At 59.9% G+C, this 20,978-nt stretch carries 22 protein-coding genes and 1 tRNA gene; 14 read left to right on the top strand and 9 right to left on the bottom strand.

The annotated features are described in order from the left end of the window. The coding region (locus PQR40_RS36685) for a DUF4145 domain-containing protein (protein WP_408511083.1) at nt 1–251 on the top strand (251 nt) is incomplete at its 5' end. A 42-nt stretch (nt 252–293) separates the two neighbouring features. Here PQR40_RS36685 and PQR40_RS36680 read toward each other — a convergent pair. Both PQR40_RS36680 and relB read right to left on the bottom strand, forming a co-directional pair. Further along, nucleotides 294–791 carry an abortive infection family protein gene (locus tag PQR40_RS36680; protein ID WP_408234229.1) on the bottom strand — a complete coding sequence of 166 codons (498 nt, stop codon included), beginning with the start codon at nt 789–791 and terminating at the stop codon, nt 294–296. A 542-nt stretch (nt 792–1,333) separates the two neighbouring features. Next, nucleotides 1,334–1,576, bottom strand: a complete 243-nt coding sequence (gene relB, locus PQR40_RS36675; protein ID WP_144154408.1) for a type II toxin-antitoxin system RelB family anti-toxin — start codon at nt 1,574–1,576, stop codon at nt 1,334–1,336. Between the two features lie 211 nt (nt 1,577–1,787). Between relB and PQR40_RS36670 the strand changes: the two genes are divergently transcribed. The 3 genes from PQR40_RS36670 (at nt 1,788) to PQR40_RS36660 (ending at nt 4,466) form a co-directional block, all read left to right on the top strand. After that, nucleotides 1,788–2,861 (top strand): hypothetical protein, encoded by a 1,074-nt coding sequence (locus tag PQR40_RS36670; protein ID WP_408511082.1) that lies wholly within the window; start codon nt 1,788–1,790, stop codon nt 2,859–2,861. A gap of 54 nt (nt 2,862–2,915) precedes the next feature. Next, nucleotides 2,916–3,479, top strand: coding sequence for a hypothetical protein (locus tag PQR40_RS36665; protein WP_144154410.1), 564 nt, complete (start codon nt 2,916–2,918; stop codon nt 3,477–3,479). 333 nt (nt 3,480–3,812) lie between these two features. After that, the gene (locus PQR40_RS36660; protein WP_408511081.1) at nt 3,813–4,466 is read left to right on the top strand and encodes a hypothetical protein; all 654 of its coding nucleotides are present in this window, start codon (nt 3,813–3,815) and stop codon (nt 4,464–4,466) included. Between the two features lie 233 nt (nt 4,467–4,699). Here the strand turns inward: PQR40_RS36660 and traD are convergent, their stop codons facing one another. The 6 genes from traD to acs form a co-directional block, all read right to left on the bottom strand. Beyond that, nucleotides 4,700–5,029, bottom strand: a complete 330-nt coding sequence (gene traD, locus PQR40_RS36655) for a conjugal transfer protein TraD (RefSeq protein ID WP_144154414.1) — start codon at nt 5,027–5,029, stop codon at nt 4,700–4,702. A gap of 132 nt (nt 5,030–5,161) precedes the next feature. Further along, nucleotides 5,162–5,500, bottom strand: a complete 339-nt coding sequence (locus PQR40_RS36650; protein WP_408511080.1) for a DUF6538 domain-containing protein — start codon at nt 5,498–5,500, stop codon at nt 5,162–5,164. An 88-nt stretch (nt 5,501–5,588) separates the two neighbouring features. Further along, nucleotides 5,589–5,679 (bottom strand) — tRNA-Ser (locus tag PQR40_RS36645). Between the two features lie 60 nt (nt 5,680–5,739). Next, the gene (locus PQR40_RS36640; protein ID WP_408234457.1) at nt 5,740–7,758 is read right to left on the bottom strand and encodes a sodium:solute symporter family protein; all 2,019 of its coding nucleotides are present in this window, start codon (nt 7,756–7,758) and stop codon (nt 5,740–5,742) included. A gap of 4 nt (nt 7,759–7,762) precedes the next feature. Continuing rightward, nucleotides 7,763–8,146 (bottom strand): DUF4212 domain-containing protein, encoded by a 384-nt coding sequence (locus tag PQR40_RS36635; RefSeq protein ID WP_408234460.1) that lies wholly within the window; start codon nt 8,144–8,146, stop codon nt 7,763–7,765. 148 nt (nt 8,147–8,294) lie between these two features. After that, a complete protein-coding gene (gene acs / locus PQR40_RS36630; protein WP_408234463.1) occupies nt 8,295–10,277 on the bottom strand; it encodes an acetate--CoA ligase in 1,983 nt (660 codons plus the stop codon). 484 nt (nt 10,278–10,761) lie between these two features. On the opposite strand from acs, the gene PQR40_RS36625 reads away from it, so the two are divergent. The 9 genes from PQR40_RS36625 to PQR40_RS36585 all read left to right on the top strand — a co-directional run bounded on the left by PQR40_RS36625 (nt 10,762) and on the right by PQR40_RS36585 (nt 18,434). Beyond that, nucleotides 10,762–11,655 (top strand): DMT family transporter, encoded by an 894-nt coding sequence (locus PQR40_RS36625; protein WP_408234466.1) that lies wholly within the window; start codon nt 10,762–10,764, stop codon nt 11,653–11,655. 247 nt (nt 11,656–11,902) lie between these two features. After that, nucleotides 11,903–12,469, top strand: a complete 567-nt coding sequence (locus PQR40_RS36620) for a TIGR00645 family protein (RefSeq protein ID WP_408234469.1) — start codon at nt 11,903–11,905, stop codon at nt 12,467–12,469. A 57-nt stretch (nt 12,470–12,526) separates the two neighbouring features. Then, nucleotides 12,527–14,050, top strand: a complete 1,524-nt coding sequence (locus tag PQR40_RS36615; protein WP_408511079.1) for a fumarate hydratase — start codon at nt 12,527–12,529, stop codon at nt 14,048–14,050. 191 nt (nt 14,051–14,241) lie between these two features. After that, nucleotides 14,242–14,721 carry a bacterioferritin gene (bfr, locus tag PQR40_RS36610; protein ID WP_090685707.1) on the top strand — a complete coding sequence of 160 codons (480 nt, stop codon included), beginning with the start codon at nt 14,242–14,244 and terminating at the stop codon, nt 14,719–14,721. Nucleotides 14,722–14,889: 168 nt separating this feature from the next. Then, nucleotides 14,890–15,777 carry a glutamate racemase gene (gene murI / locus PQR40_RS36605; RefSeq protein ID WP_408511084.1) on the top strand — a complete coding sequence of 296 codons (888 nt, stop codon included), beginning with the start codon at nt 14,890–14,892 and terminating at the stop codon, nt 15,775–15,777. Nucleotides 15,778–15,993: 216 nt separating this feature from the next. Then, on the top strand, nt 15,994–16,230 hold the full coding sequence (locus tag PQR40_RS36600; protein WP_408220589.1) for a (2Fe-2S)-binding protein: 237 nt from the start codon (nt 15,994–15,996) through the stop codon (nt 16,228–16,230). A gap of 280 nt (nt 16,231–16,510) precedes the next feature. Next, nucleotides 16,511–17,239: an energy transducer TonB gene (locus tag PQR40_RS36595; protein ID WP_408392255.1), complete on the top strand. Its 729-nt coding sequence runs from the start codon at nt 16,511–16,513 to the stop codon at nt 17,237–17,239. A gap of 27 nt (nt 17,240–17,266) precedes the next feature. Beyond that, nucleotides 17,267–17,998 (top strand): MotA/TolQ/ExbB proton channel family protein, encoded by a 732-nt coding sequence (locus tag PQR40_RS36590; RefSeq protein ID WP_408234478.1) that lies wholly within the window; start codon nt 17,267–17,269, stop codon nt 17,996–17,998. A gap of 16 nt (nt 17,999–18,014) precedes the next feature. Further along, nucleotides 18,015–18,434, top strand: coding sequence for an ExbD/TolR family protein (locus tag PQR40_RS36585; protein WP_408336913.1), 420 nt, complete (start codon nt 18,015–18,017; stop codon nt 18,432–18,434). 411 nt (nt 18,435–18,845) lie between these two features. On the opposite strand, the gene PQR40_RS36580 is transcribed toward PQR40_RS36585, so the two are convergent. Then, on the bottom strand, nt 18,846–19,832 hold the full coding sequence (locus PQR40_RS36580) for a LysR family transcriptional regulator (protein WP_408234484.1): 987 nt from the start codon (nt 19,830–19,832) through the stop codon (nt 18,846–18,848). A 122-nt stretch (nt 19,833–19,954) separates the two neighbouring features. On the opposite strand from PQR40_RS36580, the gene PQR40_RS36575 reads away from it, so the two are divergent. Beyond that, nucleotides 19,955–20,833, top strand: coding sequence for a pirin family protein (locus tag PQR40_RS36575; RefSeq protein WP_408234487.1), 879 nt, complete (start codon nt 19,955–19,957; stop codon nt 20,831–20,833). Nucleotides 20,834–20,978: the final 145 nt, after the last annotated feature.

Genomic DNA, 20,978 nt, shown 5'->3' with positions numbered 1-20,978 from the left:
AGACTGCCAAGGGGGACAATCTGTTCGCCAAGATTGACAATCTCAGGGACAAGGGCGTCTTAACCAAGCATGGCGCGGCCGTACTTCACAATATAAGGAACTTGGGAAACGCCGCTGCCCACGAGGTGAAACCTCACAGCACGGCTCAGCTCATGCTTGCGATGGAGGTGGTAGAGCACCTCCTGATGGATGTCTACATCCTCCCCGCAAAAGCCGAACTCGAATTTGGGAAGGGCAAAGCAGATGAGTGAGCAGTAGCCCAGCAGAACTTGAACAGACTATCTGCTTCGGCCTTATCGCCTTGATTGAGCCGCGCCGGTGGCGTCTAGTGTGGCCAGCAGGTAGAGCGCTAGTGCCCCCGACAGGTTCACCGCGAGTTCAGCATGTCTTGCTACGGGCTTTACTGCGCGCTTGCCTGTTCCGTGCGCATCGCTCAGCTTGTTGCGGAGGGCACCCAACCCTTCCACCACCGACTGACAGCCGCCCAAGATTTGCTTGAACACACCCTCAGTGTGCTGACTGGGAGCAAGGTTCAATGCCTTGGATGTAAACCTGTAGAGTTCCGGCAGGTCAGGAGACTCCCCGTAAGCGACGCTGCGCTCATCGAGAATATACTTACACACGGTCTCAAGAAGAGTACGCGCCATCGTTATTGCACCTTCTGGGTCCGTCTGCTTCCTCTCCAATGCCTTGTGCCACGCAGCCAATACGTACTCACCATCGAACTTCTCGATGGCTGCCGTGACTGCCGAATCGGCAGGACTCACCCCGGACCCTTCGATTCGCTCCAAGAGAGGCCGGAACTCATCCCAGATGTATGAGCGCCGCTCAGCGTAACTCGGAAACTTGTGCTTTATGAATTGCCAGAACTGGCTAAGGTCGCGGCAGGTGCGTACGAATTTTGGTACGAGCGGCGCATAGTCCGCGCGCCCCAGCAGGGAAGCCCTCAAAGCCGCATAGTCGCCATCATAGGCAGGGCCGTTGGTCGCGTGCGATACGAGGATGTTTTGCAGCAGCTCACCTCATCCAGAAAGGACGTTGATTGGCTCACGCACCGTCTCCTGACGATAGCCTACGTGTGGTGGGGGTGTGTGGTAAAGATGTGTGGTAAGCGAGAATTCGCCATCACAATAAAGCCTTATAAATCATATATTTATAGGCAAAATAGTTTCCTGGCGGAGAGACGGGGACACGGTTGCCTCTTCGCCACGAAAGCCTTACAGCGTATGGGCTCCGGCGAAAAGTGTCCCCTCGCGGTGTCCAACTGGAAACGAGGTTACCACAGCATTCTTGTCGGATGCTGCGGTGACTGGGAGTAGACATATCCCCGGATCTATCCGCCTACTTCCATGAGGATAACCACGGCCTTGTCTGGATCGATGCCGCACGCCTTGCACCAATCGAGATAAAACAAAACGTCCATATAGCTTTCACCACGCTCGATTTTCGACAAATACGATTGACCTACTTTCAAGCGTTCGGCCAACTGCACTTGGGTAAGTCCCGCGTTTTTACGCAAAGTTTTCAAATGAGCTCGGAGAGCCCGATAGCGAGGATGATGGACGGATGGAAGCATGGCGGAATGCTCCCTGCACACTCAAAATAGTCCATTCCCGACTTTTTCGAGTTATTATCGCGCCCAGCATGGCCCGTGCCGTGCCCCGTCCAATCGACAAGAAAATGGGTGCGAAATGTCTGTCAAGTTTGCAGCAATAGCAGTTCTCGGGGTTTCACTGGCCGCCTGCGGCGGTGGAGGCGGCAGCGGTAATAGCGGATCATCCGGTAGCATGAGCAGCCCTACAACCAGCAGTAACGGCGCGGCGTTGCTCGCCGCATATAACCCTCCTGCGGCGATAGTCGCGGATGTGGTGCAAAACTACACCGGCCCCGCTTTCAGCGGCTACGACTCCGCTGTCCAGGCGCGCTGTGCAAGTCCCAGCATTGTCAGCAGTACCGTTGTGGTCGCCCCGGACGTGATCGTATTCAGCGCCGGTGCGAGCGTGAAAGCGCAGGAACTGGCCGCAGACCTGACGGAGCAGGCCGTCACTGAAATCCGCACAAAGCTCAATCTGCCAACCACCGGAACGGCATTCGACGGAACAAACCGGATCGAGCTTTGCGTCGATACCACTTTGGGCCAGAGCGACGGCGAAACCGGGACGTCACTTGTCGGCCAGACTGGTTCTGGTGTCGGCCCGGTAATGCAACTGATGTCAGCCGACGCCCCGGCGTTCGACATCCGGTATCCGGGTGCAAGCAGTTATAACGCACCCGTAGGGACATCCTATTACGACCTGTTCCGCCACGAAACTACACATGCGGCTTTGTTTTCGTTAAGCGAACCCTTTACCGGACTTGAAACGTGGTTTCAGGAAGGAATGGCAACGACGATTTCTCAGTTGCCAATGCCAGCAAAAGCGACCGTGCTGGGTTATGTGAGCAGCAACGATCTCATCAGTGCCAATAACGCGAACACCAATGGCAACGTTTATCCAGCTTATGAAGCCACCATCGGTTATTTGACTTCAAATGCGGCAGGCGCGCTGAACTTCGGCCTGACGAACATTCCCGCATTCGTGACTGCGTTCAAGCAAAACGCAATCGCAGTATGCGGAGCAACGTATCCCCAAGGCAACACCCCACCGGCATACCTGACAGTGGGAATGCCTGCCGGGCAGATGAACCAATGCAGCTCGCCGAACGGCGAAATCGATCCACGCCTGGAAACCGTCTTTGACCAGACGTTCAATGCAACATTTAAAGACAGCAACGGACAACCCCTGTTACTGCACACCACAGACAGCGCGAACTCCTCACTCGAAGCAACGCTTTACAGCAGGTTAAACGGTTTTTTGCAATAAACGCAGTCGGCATAGTGCCCGCTCTCCATCACACCGCCACAAACGGGGAATAAAATGGCTAAATCACTCTACGACGTTGAAAAACTAGATACGGAAACGGTGAAGTTCACGGTTCGCCCATTGTCAGCTTTGGGCGTGTTTAAAAAAATCGTAGTGGCGCTGCTGGTGATTGCCGAGTTCGCCGCCTTCGCTGCGATCAATCCCCGGTTGGGTTTTGTCGCAACCGCTCTTCTTCTCCTTTTTCTGTTCTGGATGATGAAGGGGGCTTCGTGGAACCGTGGACGGCGCTTTACGCAGTTCACGGTCGGGCCTACCGGCATCACCATGCTTGAAAACGGAGCAACAGCGACAACCTTTCCGATCGCTGAAATCGAGCGGATGTATATCACTGCACCGAAGGCGGGAGAACTCACCGTCCACACGGCGATTGGAGCGGGAGGAACATATACGGGCGTGAGCAGCAGTGGTGGTGTCAATGCAGGACTGGCGGCCAGATCATGGCAGGTGGTAGTTCAGGTTCGTGGGGTAGAGCACTGGCTTGCTGGTGGTCTGACACAATCAATGGCAAGCTCCCTCTCCATGCAGGTGCAAAAGGCACTACCTGTGTCTTGGAGATAGTCTCCCTTTAAAGAAGGGAAAGACAGAAGAGGAAGAGGAGTAGCCTGCTTCTCCTTATAGAACCTGGACTTTACGTCCCAAATCTGGGACGAAACGTCCCAGCCGGAACGCTTTGCCGTGTCTGCTCCGGGACGTTTTTCCCACACTCGCGACACCCCGCCGGGACGGCGGGCCGCATCTCCCCCGGATGCCGCCGTGCGGCATCCCGCCCCCGCTGGGGGCTCCTGCTTGCGCCTCTTACCCTGACGTTGGCCCTTTGTCAAAAAACCGCGTTATTTGACGACTTGCCCGCGAACTGCGACCGTACAAGTCCCCATCAACCGGAGACTTGCCATGCCCAACCAGCCCCAAAACCTCGCAGCAGGCAGCACAGAAGTCCCGCGCGCGCAGGTCTTCGACCTGAACGCCCACGTCAGAAGATTGCCACCGAAACCCAAGACGAAAGGCGAAGAACAGAACCCATTCGTGGCGGGCATGACCATCAAAACGAAAAAGCGCCGGAGCACCGTCGAGGGCAAGACCTTCACCGACGAAGACGGGCGCGAACACGATGCCGAAACCAACCTCGTCGAGTTTCTTGACACCGCTCCCTTCATCAAACTTTTCACCGAAGACCTGACGCCTTTTCTTACCCTCTCGCACAACGGGTTCAAACTGCTCATCCTGATCGTATCGGAACTGGCGAAATCACCGGGCAAGGACGAAATCTACCTGCACGCCAACACCGTTACTGACGTGGAAACCGGCGCTGAAATCCTCAGCCGTAGTGCGTTCTACCGGGCCATTCCCGATTTGGCCCAACATGGCTTTATTTCGAAACAGAAAAACCGTCCGCATATGTTTTTCGTGAACCCTAATCTGGTCTTCAATGGCGACCGCGTGAAGTTCGCGAATACCTACATCCGGAAGCACGCCCACCTCTCCGATGAGGATAAACCGAAGGTGCTGAAAAACACGGCGAAGACAACTCAACAAAAAGCCGCCTGATTGCCTGCATGGGCTTGGGGTAGCGACGGCTACCCCGAGCCCATCGCAGAGCGTATCGGCACTGCACAGGCGTCAAGGCCAAGCCGCGATGCGGTCGCTGCGCGAGCCTTGACCCCTGCTCCGTTTTCTCGCCCTGTAATCTGCTGTCGAGATTGAACCCGTGCAGAAACGCCAGCACCCGCCACCAGCCGCTATTGCGACGGCGCTGGCAGGCGTGTTGTGCTCTGGCATCGTCACGCATCGTTTTGCCCTTGCGTGCCTGTCGGGCGCTTTCGCATGAGCACGTGCCCGAACTTTTCCCACCTGGCAACCCGCTCGGCATCGCCGTTCGCCAGCGCTTCGGTGATCGCACCTACCAACGCAGCAGGCGTCGGGTTCACGCCAGTTTTGCGCAGGGCGATAAGCATCAATCCGCCGAGTTCGATTTTGCGGCGCGTGTCGGCTTTGCGTGCCGCATCTTTCACGCGCTTTGCTTCCGCCTGCTCTTTGAGCATGGCGAGCGCCTGCGCTCGCGCAAGTTGTGAGGTCAGTTTTTCGATGCGCTCGTGCAGTTCGCCCGACATATGTCACTCCGTTGAAACGCCAGAACCCACCTTGCGCTTTTTGGAAAAACTGTCAAGTTAGTAACGGGCGACGCGAGCGACAGCGAGCCGCCAAACCGGAGCAGCGCGAAGGTTTTCTCTGCAAGAGCGCACTTATGCATTGCCCTTCGGGCAACGCGCGCGGTCAGTCGCTTTGATCGACACCCCATTGGGTAATGCCAGTTCATATGGGCGGGTGTCGGCTGGATCAACATGCGCGAGCAAATCGGCAACAGTTGGTTTCGTCATCTCACCAGATCTCACGGCATGAAAAACGGCATCATACCGTGCAGCCAAGACATAGGCCCAAGCCTGGGCAGTCTTCGGGCAACGCGTGCGCAACGACTTTTTGATGACTTTGCGACCAGTGACAGCTTGAAGTTCAAGCGGGATTTTCTGGCGGTAGTGAAAAATGCCCGAGGGGTGCCGGACAAGGTGATGCGGCAGGCGCATGATGGCTTGAAGTGTCCAAGCCGGTGTCCAACACGCCGATTTCTCTGACTTCCCGCAAAGCCTTATGGGATAAGGCTTTGGAGTTCGGTGGCGGAGAGACGGGGATTCGAACCCCGGATAGGTTATTAACCTATACACGCTTTCCAGGCGTGCGACTTAAACCGCTCATCCATCTCTCCGGCGGGGAGCCGAATTATAGCAAACTTCGCGCCCTGCGCCACACCCATGCGCAAACCCACCTAAGGATGCCGGATGTAGTCCACCAGCGCCCTCGTATAAGCATCCGGTTTCCGGTCGACCAGACTCACCCCGATCGCCACGAGAAACCCCGCCGGCACGCCGAACACGCCTGAGCTGATCGGCTCGATCCCGAACCACCGCGCACCGGCGAAGCCCGTCATCTGCGTGAAGAACGGATACGTCGACACGATGTAGTAAATGCACACCACCAGCCCCGCCACCATGCCGGCCACTGCCCCAAGGCGGGTCGTGCGCTTCCAGAAGACGCCCAGCACCAGCACCGGAAACAGGCTCGAAGCCGCCAGCGAAAACGCCGCGCCCACCAGAAACAGAATATTCCCCGTATTGAGCGACGCCACATACGACGCGAACAATGCCACCCCCAGCAGCAGAATCTTCGAGATCGTCACGCGCCGCTGACTCGAAGCCGTCGGATCGACCATGTGATAGTAGACGTCGTGTGATAGCGCGTTGGCAATCGTCAGCAGCAAACCATCCGCGGTCGAGAGCGCCGCGGCCAGCGCGCCGGCCGCGATCAGCCCGGACATCACATACGGCAGCCCAGCGATCTCGGGCGCGGCGAGCACGACCATATCCGGCTGCATCTGGATTTCGCTCCAGCGCACGATGCCATCGCCATTCGTGTCGGCAAGGCTGATCAGACTCGGCTCGACCTTGCGCCACTGCGTGAGCCACTGCGGCAAATCGGCAAAGTGATGGCCAACCAGATTGGTCAATATCTCGTACTTGATCAGCACGGCCAGCACAGGCACCGTCAGATAGAACAGCGCGACGAAGAACAGTGTCCAGCCGACTGACCGTCGCGCGGACGCCACCGAGGTCGTCGTGTTGTAGCGCGTCAGGATGTGCGGCAGGCTCGCGGTGCCAAGCGACAGGCACAGCAGCAGCGACAGGAAATTGCGTTCGTGGGTGCGCCTGTCTTCTTCGCTCGTGACAGGAAACGGCTCGTGCATCGGCACCGGCGCGGCCGCGCGCATCAGCATCTCGTCGCGGCGTTGGGTCCAGACGATCTGTGCGGCCGCGGCATCGCGCGGAAACTGTTCCAGCTCCCTCTCATGCTCCTTGATATCGCGCAGCGGGCCATTGTGGCGACGCAAGTCCGCGACTTCCTGCGTGAGGCGCAGCTTCTCATCGACGAACGATTGCGGCAACGTATCGAGCCGCATCTGCATCAGCGCAGCGCGCCGCCGATAGTCGTCGCGTACGATCTGTTCGAGCGGCGCCTCGCGCACCTGCTTCTCCAGGCCTTCGACGCGTTCCATCAAGCGGCCGTAGTTGAACTGCGGCACCCAGCCAAGGCCATCCTTATGCGCGATCATCGACACGGGAATCAGAATTGCCGCTATCAGGATGATGTATTGCGCGACCTGGGTCCACGTTACGGCACGCATGCCGCCCAGAAACGAGCACACGAGAATGCCCGCGAGTCCGCAGAAAATGCCGACCGCGAAATCCACGCCGATAAAACGCGTCGCAATCAGGCCGACGCCCTGAATCTGCGCGACCAGATAGACGAACGAGCACAGGATCGCCGATAACGCAGCGAGTCCACGCACCGCATTGCTCGAAAAGCGCGTGCCGAGAAAGTCCGGAATCGTGTAGCGCGCGAGCTTGCGCACGTACGGCGCGAGCAGGAACGCGACGAGGCAATAGCCGCCGGTCCAGCCCATCAGGTACGCGAGCCCGTCATATCCGGTCGTATAGATCGAACCGGCAAGGCCAATGAACGACGCGGCGGATAACCAGTCGGCCGCGGTCGCCATGCCATTGAAGGCGGACGGCACGCGCCGCCCCGCTACGTAGTATTCGACGAGATCAGACGTGCGTGACAGCAAGCCGATCACCGCATACACCGCAATCGGCACGAACAGGAACACATAGCCGATCCATACACCCGGGCCAGTGGTGCGCTCGATGCGCCACATCACGTAGATGAATAGCAGGAAGCCAAGCGTATAGAGCGCGTATGAGCGGATCAGGCGGTGCGTGAGCGTCATCGGCTCAGTTTCCGCGCGCAGTGGGCGCGCCGGAATCGGCACCGGCACTGGTGGCGCTCGCATCGGCGTCGAAAGCGCGTTGCAGACGGCGGTCGGCACGCTGCATCAGCACGATATAAACAACGATCAACGCGACGTAGATCAGAATCGCCCCTTGCGCGCCGAAATAGAACGGCAACCGGAAACCGCCGAAGCGCACCTGATCCAACGTCGGCGCCACCAGCGGTAAAACGAACGACACCACGAAGCCCACCATCATCAACGTCGCGATCAACGCAAGATTGAAGCGCCAATACTTCTGATGCGCGCGCGCCATCGCTGCCGATACCGCAGGGGGTTCGGGCGCGGGATTGAGCGTAGCGTGAGAGGTGTGGTGTGGCGCGGCCATGCGCCTATGTATCAAAAAGCCACCGGGCAGGCAATCGGGATTGTCCGCGCGGTGGCTTTCACAGGCTAACTTAAATGGTCAATACCTGGGTCCAGTCAAGAGCGGGTCGGACGACGCGCTCTTGCCGTCAACCCAGGCAAACCCAGGCTCAGAGCGACTCGCCGAGCTGATCGAGAATCGCCGGGTTCTCCAGAGTCGATACGTCCTGGGTGATTTCCTCACCCTTAGCTAGCGAGCGCAACAGGCGGCGCATGATCTTGCCCGAACGCGTCTTTGGCAGGTTCTCGCCAAAGCGGATGTCCTTCGGCTTGGCAATCGGACCGATCTCCTTGGCGACCCAGTTGCGCAGTTCGTTGGCGAGCTTCACCGCTTCTTCGCCTTCAGGACGAGCGCGTTTGAGCACCACGAATGCGCACACGGCTTCACCGGTCGTATCGTCAGGACGGCCAACCACAGCCGCTTCTGCCACGATCGGGTTCGACACCAGCGCCGACTCGATCTCCATCGTGCCGAGGCGGTGACCGGACACATTGAGCACGTCGTCGATGCGACCCATGATCGTGAAGTAGCCGGTTTCCTTGTCGCGCACCGCGCCATCGCCGGCGAGGTACAGCGTGCCGCCGAGTTCTTCGGGGAAATAGCTCTTCTTGTAACGGTCGGGATCGCCCCACACGTTACGCAGCATCGCCGGCCACGGGCGCTTCACCACCAGAATGCCGCCCTGCCCGTTCGGCACGTCCTGGCCGGTTTCATCGACCACTGCCGCCATGATGCCTGGCAGCGGCAGCGTGCACGAACCCGGCACCAGCGGCGTGGCGCCCGGCAGTGGCGTGATCATGTGGCCGCCAGTTTCGGTTTGCCACCACGTATCGACGATCGGGCAACGGCCGCCACCGACGTTCTCGTGATACCAGACCCACGCTTCCGGATTGATCGGCTCGCCGACCGTGCCGATGATGCGCAGCGTCGACAGATCGTAGCTTTTCGGATGCACTTTCTCGTCCGCTTCGGCGTATTTGATCAGCGAGCGGATTGCGGTCGGCGCGGTGTAGAACAACGTGACCTTGTGCTTGGCGATCATGTCCCAGAAGCGGCCTGCGTTCGGATAGGTCGGCACGCCTTCGAACACGACCTGGGTACCGCCGAGCGTCAGCGGGCCATACGTGATGTAGCTGTGGCCGGTGATCCAGCCGATGTCGGCGGTACACCAGAACACATCCGTGGGCTTCCAGTCGAAGGTCCACTTCATGGTCTGCGCGGTCCACAGCAGATAGCCGCCGGTACTGTGCTGGACGCCCTTCGGCTTGCCGGTCGAACCGGACGTATAGAGGATGAAAAGTGGATGCTCGGCGCCGACCCACTCAGGCGCGCATTGATCCGATTCGGACTGCGTGAGTTCGTGCATCCACAGATCGCGGCTTTCGTTCCATGCGATCTTGCCGCCGGTACGCTTGTAGACGATCACGCTCTTCACCGCTTCGCAGCCGCCCATGGCAATGGCTTCGTCGGCGATGTTCTTCAGCGGCAATGCCTTGCCGCCGCGCATCTGTTCGTCGGAAGTAACCAGCGCGACCGCGCCCACATCCACCAGCCGCTCATTCAGCGACTTCGACGAGAAGCCGCCGAACACCACCGAATGCGTTGCACCGATGCGCGCACACGCCTGCATCGCGACGATGCCTTCGATCGACATCGGCATATAGATCACGACGCGGTCGCCCTTTTTCACGCCGCGTTTTTTCAGCGCGTTCGCAAAGCGCGATACGCGTTGCAGCAGATCCTGATAGGTGACGTTGGTGACGGTGCCGTCGTCGGCTTCGAAGATGATCGCAACCCGCTCGCCGTTGCCGGCTTCGACATGACGGTCGATGCTGTTATACGACGCGTTCAGCTGGCCGTCTTCGAACCATGTGTAGAAAGGCGCCTTCGATTCGTCCAGCACCTTGGTGAAGGGCTTGTTCCAGCTTAGCGTCTCGCGAGCGAGGCGCCCCCAGAAACCTTCGTAATCACGCTCCGCTTCGGCGGCAAGCGCCCGGTACGCGTCCATACCGGAGATCGTCGCACCAGCCGCTGCTTCAGCGGAGGGCGGGAAAACACGGCGTTCGTGAAGAACAGATTCAATCGCAGACATCGACAACCCCTTGGTGAAGATGAAACTAAAAACCTGTGCTGGCGCGCCTGTGACGCGCCTTGTCATGATGGCGCCGCCATTCGTGATCAACAGGCGGCGCGCTGTCTCCAACCCTCGCGCGGCGATCGCCGATCGCTGCGCCGCGGCCCGTTCGCCTTTCACTTTCATTCATGCGGCACCGCAACATAAATGAATGGCCGACGTTCCGCTCCCACGGTCAAACATAAACTTTGCAACTTACCAGCCACTTACGCGAGGCGCATCGCGTGACGGGCGAAAACCCTTACGCGGTTCAGACGGGTCACGCACGGCATGCTACGCGCTACGTTCCGTTCACGCGTGCTGATCGACCTACCGATACGACGGATCCATGCCGAAATCGGGCACCCGCGGCGCATCACGCACGCCGCACAGGCGCCGCGCCTTTACGCTGACTCGCACGCCCTCTTACAATGCTAACTGAACTAGCCGTCTGGATTCCAGCTTGAATCGTTACTCCCTGCTTCTCATTACCTCGATGCTGCTGGTCGGCAGCAATGTCGGAATCGGTAAATCGATCGTCGAGTTTGTCCCCGTCCCCCTGTTCGCGCTGTTGCGCTTCGTCATTGCGATGGCGGTGTTGTGGCCGTTGCTGCGCGTCGCCAAGCTGCGCCGCGTCAAACGCGATGAATGGCTCAATCTGTTTTTGCAGGCGCTGTTCGGCACTTTCGGGTTCACGCTGCTGATGCTGGGCGGCGTGCAGCGCACCAGCGCGGTCGCAGCCGGCGTCATCACCAGCACGATCCCCGCGGTCGTCGCACTGTTCTCGTGGCTGATCCTCAAAGAGCGACCGAACGGTCGGGCACTCGCATCGATCGCGCTGGCGATCCTCGGCGTGGTCGTCATCAATCTCGCTCACGTGGATGAGAGTGCGGGCGGCGAGACTTCGTTCACCGGCAATCTGATGGTGCTGGGCGCCGTGTGCTGCGAATCGCTTTACATCATCCTGTCGCGCCGTTTGACGCAGACGCTCGCGCCAATCGACATCTGTGCCTACACGCACATGTTCGGCCTGCTGCTGATGCTGCCGCTCGGCGCCACCGCGCTACTGCACTTCGATTATCGCGCGGTGCCTGTTAGCGTCTGGACGCTGGTGCTGTGGTACGGGCTGTCGGCGAGCATTTTCTCGTTCTGGCTGTGGATGAAGGGCATTCGTCATGTGCCGGGCAGTCTCGCGGGCGTGTTCAGCGCCGTGCTGCCGGTGGCCGCGGCGATTTACGGCATCGTGTTTCTCGGTGAGCGGCCTACGCTCGCCCACGGCATCGCGCTCGCGTGCGTGGTGGCGGGGATCGGGCTGGCGAGCCTGAAGGTGAAGCGAGTACCGCCAGTGGCCTCCTGAGCGCCACCGCTGCCCGCCGCGCCGCAGCAAATTCATCCGGCGCTGTACAATAGCGCGCCTGACGCGAGCTTTTCCGGCCTCCCCTGGCTGCGTACCGCGCCGTCTGCGCCCTGGTTTGCGTGCTCGACCCGCGCGTTTGGTTTGCGCTTCGGGTCAGCGCATTTAGTCCGTGTTCCGTCACCTGCGTTTCATCTGACTCTTGCCTATGTCCGCCCCGCGACCCGACTCAGCCCGTCAGCGCCGCCCAATGCGCCCGCTGCCCGCCATCATCTTCATGAGCCGCTGGCTGCAGGTGCCGCTCTACCTGGGCCTGATCGTCGCTCAAGGTGTCTACGTCGTCCTGTTCCTGAAAGAAGTCTGGCATCTGGTTACAGCGTCCATGACGCTCGACGAAACCAACATCATGCTGGTGGTACTCGGCCTGATCGACGTGGTGATGATCTCGAACCTGCTGATCATGGTGATCATCGGCGGGTATGAAACCTTCGTGTCGCGCCTGGGCGTGGAGGGTCATCCAGACGAACCGGAATGGCTGGACCACGTGAATGCCGGGGTGCTCAAGGTCAAATTGTCGATGGCGCTGATCAGCATTTCGTCGATCCATCTGCTGAAAACCTTCATCAGCCCCGACCAGAATTCGACGCACACCATCATGTGGCAGGTCATCATCCACATCGCCTTCCTTCTCTCGGCGGTGGTAATGGCACTGGTCGACCGCCTTACCACGCATACGCACCCGAAACATTTTCAGGAGCCCGCAGGATTGCATCCGCTGGGTTCTAACGGTTCCACTCCCCTGAACGCGCACGACTGACCGCACTGCCCTGCGAGTCCGATAACAAGCGCCACTGTCCCCACTGAGCTAGCCATCATGACCGTCATCAAACAGGAAGATCTGATTCAGAGCATCGCTGATTCGCTTCAGTACATCAGCTATTACCACCCGCTCGATTACATCCAGGCCTTAGGCCGCGCTTACGAGCTCGAAGAGAGCCCGGCCGCGAAGGATGCGATCGCGCAGATCCTGACCAATAGCCGCATGTGCGCCGAAGGCAAGCGCCCGATCTGCCAGGACACCGGCATCGTCACGGTGTTCGTGAAGGTCGGCATGGACGTGCGTTGGGACGGTGCGACGATGGGCGTCACCGAGATGATCAACGAAGGCGTGCGCCGCGGTTATCTGAACCCGGACAACGTGCTGCGCGCGTCGATCGTGAGCCCGCCGGAAGGCGCGCGCAAGAACACGAAAGACAACACGCCGGCCGTGATCCACTACGAGATCGTGCCGGGCGACAAGGTCGACGTGCAGGTTGCAGCGAAGGGCGGCGGCTCGGAAAACAAGTCGAAATTCGCGATGCTGAACCCGTCGGACTCGATCGTCGACTGGATTCTGAAGACCGTGCCGACCATGGGCGCAGGCTGGTGCCCGCCCGGCATGCTCGGCATCGGCATCGGCGGCACCGCTGAGAAAGCGATGGTGATGGCAAAGGAATCGCTGATGGATCCGATCGACATTCAGGACGTGATCGCACGCGGCCCGAAGGACTGGATCGAAGAACTGCGTATCGAACTGCACGAGAAGGTCAACGCGCTCGGTATCGGTGCGCAAGGTCTTGGCGGTCTTGCCACCGTGCTCGACGTGAAGATCATGGCTGCACCGACACACGCTGCGAGCAAGCCGATCGCGATCATCCCGAACTGCGCGGCAACGCGTCACGCGCACTTCACGCTGGATGGCTCAGGCGTGGCGAAGCTCGAAGCGCCGTCGCTCGACGCATGGCCGAAGGTGCAGTGGGAGCCGGACACGGAAAAGAGCCAGCGCGTCGATCTGAACACGCTGACGCCGGAACAAGTGGCGGCCTGGACACCGGGCCAGACGCTGTTGTTGTCGGGCAAGATGTTGACGGGCCGCGACGCCGCGCACAAGCGCATCGCCGATATGCTCGCGAAGGGCGAAAAGCTGCCGGTCGACTTCACGAACCGCGTAATCTATTACGTCGGCCCGGTCGATCCGGTGCGTGACGAGGCTGTCGGCCCCGCAGGCCCGACCACCGCAACGCGCATGGACAAGTTCACCGAGACCATGTTGTCGCAAACGGGTCTGATTTCGATGATCGGTAAGGCGGAGCGCGGCCCCGTTGCGATCGAGGCGATCAGGAAGCATAAGGCCGCGTATCTGATGGCGGTGGGCGGCGCGGCTTACCTCGTGTCGAAGGCGATTCGCAGCGCGAAGGTTCTCGCGTTCGAAGACCTAGGCATGGAAGCGATCTACGAATTCGACGTGCAGGACATGCCGGTGACGGTCGCCGTCGATTCGACCGGCACGTCGGTGCATCAGACCGGCCCGAAGGAATGGCAAGCCAAAATCGGCAAAATTCCGGTCGCGACGGTTTGATCGGTACTAGCATCAGCTAAGAAAGTGCAAGCCGGGGCCTTAAACCCCGGCTTTTTTATCCTGGAATGAGAACGGTACGCATCACGCAAAAAACCTTGCAAATCAAGGTGAAAATCTGTGTTTTTGCCTTGGCTTTTTGCCTTTCGCCGTTTATTGTTCTGGGAAATTCAAAGCCCCTACAAGGACACATCATGCAAGGCGACAAGAAGGTCATTGAGTATCTCAACTCCCAGTTGAAGAACGAACTCACCGCCATCAACCAATACTTCCTGCATGCGCGGATGTACAAGCACTGGGGCCTCGAGAAACTCGGCAAGCATGAATACGACGAATCGATCGGTGAAATGAAGCACGCCGACTGGCTGATCGAACGCATTTTCATGCTCGACGGCCTGCCGAACCTGCAAGACCTGCACAAACTGCTGATCGGCGAAGAAACTAAAGAAATCCTCGAATGCGATCTGAAGCTCGAACAGATTTCGCAAAGCACCTGCAAAGAAGCGATTGTGTATTGCGAATCCGTTCGCGATTTCATCTCGCGCGAAATCTTCGTGAAGATCCTCGACGACACCGAAGAACACATTGACTGGCTCGAAACGCAACTGGACCTGATCGACAAGGTCGGCATCCAGAACTACCAGCAAACTGCAATGGGTTCGATCGAGTCCTGATCGAATCAGGTTGGAAACGCCCGTGCGTCGGCACATGAACCGGCTCATACGCCATCTTGTTGGCCGGCCTGTTTGCCAGGATAGGCGCCGTGCGGGCGATATACTTGCGCACGTTCCTGTTTTCGTGAGTTTTCCGTGACCGCTGTGCCGCGCGTCTCCTTATCGCCTATGCCCGTAGAATCGCCGTCTTCGAGTGCCCGGATTGCCCTCTCAGGTGGCGGTTCGCGGGCGCCGGTCGGCATTTTCGATTCGGGTCTGGGCGGTTTGTCGGTACTGCGAGCGGTCCGGACGCAACTCCCGGGTGAAGCGCTCATCTACGCCGCCGACTCGCTCTATGCTCCCTACGGTGAACGCGACGACGACTTCATCGCCGACCGCACCCTGGCGATCTGCGAATGGCTCGCGAGCCAAGGTGCCAAGGCGCTTGTGGTCGCATGCAACACGGCAACCGCGCAGTCGATCGCGCTGGTCCGCGAAAAACTGGCGATCCCGCTGGTGGGTGTCGAGCCGGGTGTCAAACCGGCCGCGCTGCAGTCCAAAGCGCGTGTCGCCGGCGTGCTCGCCACTCAAGTGACCTTGCGCAGCGCCCGCTTTCAGACACTGTTGGAGCGCTACGCCGCCGATTGCCGTTTTCTTTGCCAGCCTGGCCACGGGCTCGTGCAGGCAGTGGAACGCTGCGACGTAGGCTCCGCCGAACTGCGTGCGCTCCTGCGCAGCTACCTGCAGCCCATGCTCGATGCCGGCGCCGACACGCTGGTGCTCGGCTGCACCCACTACCCGTTTCTCGATGCGGCGATCCGCGACATCGTCGGCGACCGGCTGGTGCTAATCGATACGAGCGTGGCCATCGCACGCCAGCTGGAACGGGTACTCGACCAGCACGGGCTGCGCGCCGCCCCCGAAAGCGCCGAACCTGCTCTGCCCCGCTTTTATTCCACCGGCGACGGCACGCATCAGCAACAGCTCGCCGCGAGCCTGCTGCACATCGACGCGACAGTCGAGCAGGTCGTGATCCCTTCGCGCCGCACGGCAGCGCCGGACTCCCAAGCCGCATAAAAACCCTCGCCAGCTGCCTTTTAGGCCGCCCCATGGCTGTTTTGCGCGCTTCTTAGGCGTTTTTGCACCCTTCCCGCCACCTGCGACGAATCCCGTCCCGTAGACGAAACCCTTCTAAGAGTCTGGTTTTGTTACAAAAAATCATGCAGGACGCTTGCCAAACCAGCCAATCAAAATGATAATAGTTCGCATTAACGTTAGCTATGACGCCCTGCCATGATTGTCTGTGTCTGCAAGTCTGTTTCTGACCGAAAGATCCGTGCCTCGATCGCGGAAGGCGTCGATTCGTTCGACGAACTCCAGTTCGAACTCGGCGTCGCTTCCTGCTGTGGCAAGTGCGCGGAATCCGTGCGCGGCGTCATGATGGAAAGCGGCGTGTGCGCGAGCCGCTGCGGCTTCGATCATCACCCGCAGGCTATGCCGCTGACGTTTTACGAACGCAAGGCCGCCTGAGGCTGGTTTCAGGACACGGTCCACGCCGCGTCCCGGGTGATCAACGCTTTATCGCTTCACTGCTTCATGCGCTTGTTGTATGCGCTGCTTCAAGCCTTATCCCACTGCCGTCAGCAAGCCAGTATCCGTACCAGCCAGCTACCCGCTCACCCGTTAAAAGGAGTTTGAGATGGAATTGTTGATTGGTTTCGTGACTACTTTGTTCATTTCGTTGCTGATCTTCCGAACATGACGATGTCTTGTCTGACGTGCCGCATCGACGGCACGTCGCCACGCTAACATGCAGGCCTCGCATACCGTTTCAGCCGGCGCCACGCCGGCTTCGTCCGCCCGAATGAACTCCCGTGCCTTGACCGCGACTGCCGCTGTCGCGGCGATTCACGTCGCTTTGCTTGCGGTGATCCTGACGTTGCGTCATGAACCCGTCGCGCCGCCGCTCGAATCGCGCGTCATGACCGCGCAGTTGCTGGCGCCGGCGCCGGTGGCCGCGCCCGTTGCGCTGCAATCGACCACACCGCCGCCGCCCAGGCCGATACCACCGGTTCATACCAAGCCCAAAGTCCAGTCCAAGCCAACACCGGCGCCCAAGCCGACGCCTACGCCATTGCCGGTGGCCGCCGCGCCGTCGCCCACGCCCGTTGCGGCGGCTGATCCGACACCGCCCGCGCCGGCTGCTCCGCCCGCTCAGGCTGCGCCGGCAGTCGGCCGTCCGACGATGGAAATCACCGCGCCGAAAAACGTTTCGCACATTGACTGCAGCATGGTCACGCCAGAGTACCCGTCGCTGTCCAAACGACGCGGTGAAACCGGCACCGCCTATGTGAAGTTCGTGGTCGGACTGACGGGCAAGCTCGAGAACATCGAACTGAAAAAGAGCAGCGGCTTCAACCGCCTGGATGACGCCGCGGTTGCCGCAGCACACGCGAGTGCCTGCAAGCCCTATCTCGAGAACGGCCAGCCGATTCGGGCCGCGTACACCCAGCCTTACAACTTCAATCTGAACGATTGAGGCAGATTTTAAAAACAAGGAAATGCAATGCAAAACTACGGATTGGCGCACGTGTGGGCGCAAGGGGATTTCGTGACGCGCGGTATCGCGCTCGCACTGTTGATCATGTCGGTCATGTCGTGGAGCGTGATCGTCATCAAAGGCTGGAATGTGATGCGCCTGAAGCGACTCACGAAGAATGCCGAGCAGCAGTTCTGGCATTCAGATGATCTCGCCGACGGCGTGAAGAAGCTCGGCGCAGGATCGTCGACGCCGCAGGACAATCCGTTCCTCGCACTCGCGCTGTCGGGGCAGGAAGCCGCGGATCACCATCATCAGACGCAACCGCATCTGCACGATCGCATGGACGTGTCGGATTGGGTGACGCGCTGCCTGAAGGACACGATGGACGAAAGCGTCGCGCGCATGCAAAGCGGTCTGGCGATTCTCGCGTCGATCGGCAGCACGGCGCCGTTCGTCGGCCTGTTCGGCACCGTGTGGGGCATCTATCACGCCCTGCTCGCGATCGGCGCGAGCGGCCAGTCGTCGATTGATCAGGTCGCGGGCCCGGTCGGCGAAGCGCTGATCATGACCGCGTTCGGCCTGTTCGTCGCGATTCCGGCAGTGCTGGGCTACAACGCATTGACGCGCGCCAACAAGGCGCTTGTCGCCAAGCTGAGCCGCTTTGCGCACGGCCTGCATGCATTCTTCGTGACGGGCGCCCGTCTGTCGTCGTCCAAGCGCGGCGACGGTCTGCGCCTCGCCGCACGCACCAACTGATCGACGAGGCATTCCGATGGCAATGAGCCCTTTCGCCAGCGACGATGATGATGGCCTGATGAACGAAATCAACATGACGCCGCTTGTCGACGTGATGTTGGTTCTCCTGATCGTCTTCATGGTGACGATCCCGGTGATTCGTCACGCGGTCAAAATCGATCTGCCGCACGCGAGCAGTCAGAAGGAAGACACCAAGCCCGCGCAAGTGACGGTCGCCGTCGACGCGGACGGCAACGTGCTGTGGGACGACAAGAAGGTCGACGACGCGACACTGCGCGCGAAGATTGCAGAAGCTGCGCAAGCGAATCCGCAGCCGGAGCTGCATCTGGATGCGGATCGCAAAGTCGCGTACGAAAAAGTGGCTGAAGTAATGTCGGCGGCGCAGGCCGGCGGCCTCACGAAGATCGGCTTCGTCACGCAGCCTAAAGGCAAATAAGCGCTAGTGAAGGCAGGAGACGCGCCGTAGCAATGCGCCACTGTTAAGCCGCGCCTACCGAAAAATCAGAAAAACCCTTGAAACAAGGGCTAAAAGTAAAAGGCCTTCATCGTCAGATGAAGGCCTTTTTTGTGCGCACTCGGCGCCTTCGGGCGGCGGGATTATTTACCATCAGAAGATGACTGATAGCTCGAGTCACCGCATGCGACAGCCGTGATCGACACGGACAGCGCGGTCAGCCCTATCAGGCCCACTATTATAGAGGCCATGAATTTTCGCATAAGAGACTCCTTAGCGAAGGGATTTCACTATAGGCCCGCGAGCGCGCGCATTCAAGCAAACCGTCATTGAAAGTACTCATGACAAGCGGCGCTTAAATGCTAAAAGCGATGTTGCCGCACGTAATAAGTGCTATGACGCGACCGCGAGAACAGGCTGTGATGCGTCTTGCGTTGGACGCGTCGGGCACTCGCCCATGATGTGTTTACCTTCGTCCGGATCGAGCATTTCGACCAGATAATCGACGAATGCGCGCACCGCCGGCACCATCCCCTGCCGCGACACGAATACCGCGTACAACTGCGGCGTCGGAAAGGTCCAGTCCGGCATTACCGGCGACAACTGCCCCGCGCGCAACGCGCTGCCGTACATCATCTCCGGCAACGCGGCGATACCCACGCCGGACAGCACCGCTTCGCGAATCGTCATCAGATCCGCGGTGACGAGGCGCGGCTCGTGTTCGTGCGCGTGGCGCGTGCCGTCGGGGGCAATCAGATCGAAAACGTGGCGTCCGTCGCCGGTCGGTACATCGAGCGTTTCGAAACGGCCCAGATCGGCAGGCAACAACGGCGGCGCATTCTGCTGCAACAGGCTCGGCGCGCCGACCAGCATCTGCTGCGTGCGCCACAGCGGGCGCACGACGATGTTGGCGTTTTCCGGCGGATCGGAGCGCACGCGTAACGCGAGGTCGATCGAATCCTCGAACAGATCGACTACGCGGTTGGTCACGCGCATCACCACCCGTACTTCCGGGTAGCGATGCATGAATTCCGGCAGGATCTGCGACAGGATGGTCTGCGAGATCGTCACCGGCACGCTCACGCGCACCGTGCCGCGCGGCGACGACCGCAGTTGCTGCACCACGTTGACGGCAGCCTGCGCTTCGCTCAGCATCGCCTGACAATGCTGATAGAAGAGTTGCCCGGCTTCAGTGAGCGCCAGCTTGCGGGTAGAACGCTGCAGCAAACGCACGCCCAGCGACGCTTCCAGCTCGGTCAGCCGGCGCGACAGGCGCGACTTGGAAATACCCAGCACGCGCTCGGCGGCGGAAAAACCACCGTGTTCGACGACCTGCGAAAAGTACATCAGGTCATTCAGATTGTGTGAATCGATCTTCATCTCATCGTTCCAGTAATAGAACAATCCATTGCGTGACAGCGGCTGGCACCTTGAAAAACGGTCCCTATAATAGCTCCATGTTTCAAAAATAACGCTATTCCCCATTTTTCAAGGTGACTTTGATGAGCACGGCACGCACGATCGAACGCACGTTTCCCGCCGTTCGCACGACCGAAGGTGGCGGTTTTGTCGTCCACCGCCCGTTTCCGACCCGCATGCTGATGGATTTCGATCCATTCCTGCTGCTCGACGAAATGGGTCCAATCGACTACGCGCCGGGCGAGGCCAAAGGCGCGCCGGATCATCCACACCGCGGCTTCGAGACAGTCACGTACGTACTCGAGGGCCAGTTCGGTCACAAGGATTCGGCGGGCCATTCAGGCACGCTGCATGCCGGCGACGTGCAGTGGATGACCGCGGGCGCGGGCGTCGTGCACAGCGAGATGCCAGACCCGTCGTTCGTGCGCACCGGTGGACGCGTGCACGGCTTGCAGTTGTGGGTCAATCTGCCGCGGCGCGACAAGATGATCGAACCGCGCTACCAGGAAATGCCGTCGGCCAGCATTCCGGTTGCGACTTCCGCGGACGGCAAGGTGCGCGTCAAGGTAATTGCGGGCGAAGCGCTCGGTGTGAAGGCAGCGATCGAAACGCGCACGCCGATCCTGTACCAGCATTTCTCGCTGCAACCGGGGGCATCGATCCAGCAGCCGGTGCCGTCCGACTATCGCGTGTTTGCTTACAGCCTGTCCGGCAAAGGTTTCTATGGCGAAGGCGAAGCGCGCCGGGAAATCGACGCGCAGACGATGGTGGTGTTTCAGAACGACGGCGAGTCGGTCACGCTGACGGCGGGGGCCGAACCGCTCGAAGTGCTGCTCCTCGGCGGCGTGCCGTTGAAAGAGCCGGTGGTGCGCTACGGTCCGTTCGTGATGAACACGGAAGACGAAATCCGCCAGGCCGTGATCGATTATCAGGCTGGGCGCATGGGCGCGATCACGCACTGACTGACCACGTGGGCACGCGCCACCGCTGACGACTGTGGTGGCGCGCTCTCACCACACCGCGCGCGCCGCCACACATGGCGCGAAGGCCGGTAAATTCGTTCACAATAGCGGCTCATGCCGCGCACCACGCTGTCTCACCATGACA

Origin of the sequence: Paraburkholderia sediminicola, from assembly GCF_046026855.1 — a bacterium.
GTDB classification, from domain to species: Bacteria; Pseudomonadota; Gammaproteobacteria; order Burkholderiales; family Burkholderiaceae; genus Paraburkholderia; species Paraburkholderia sediminicola_A.
Note: the sequence above shows the minus strand (reverse complement) of the source record. Positions and strands in the feature narration are given on the sequence as shown.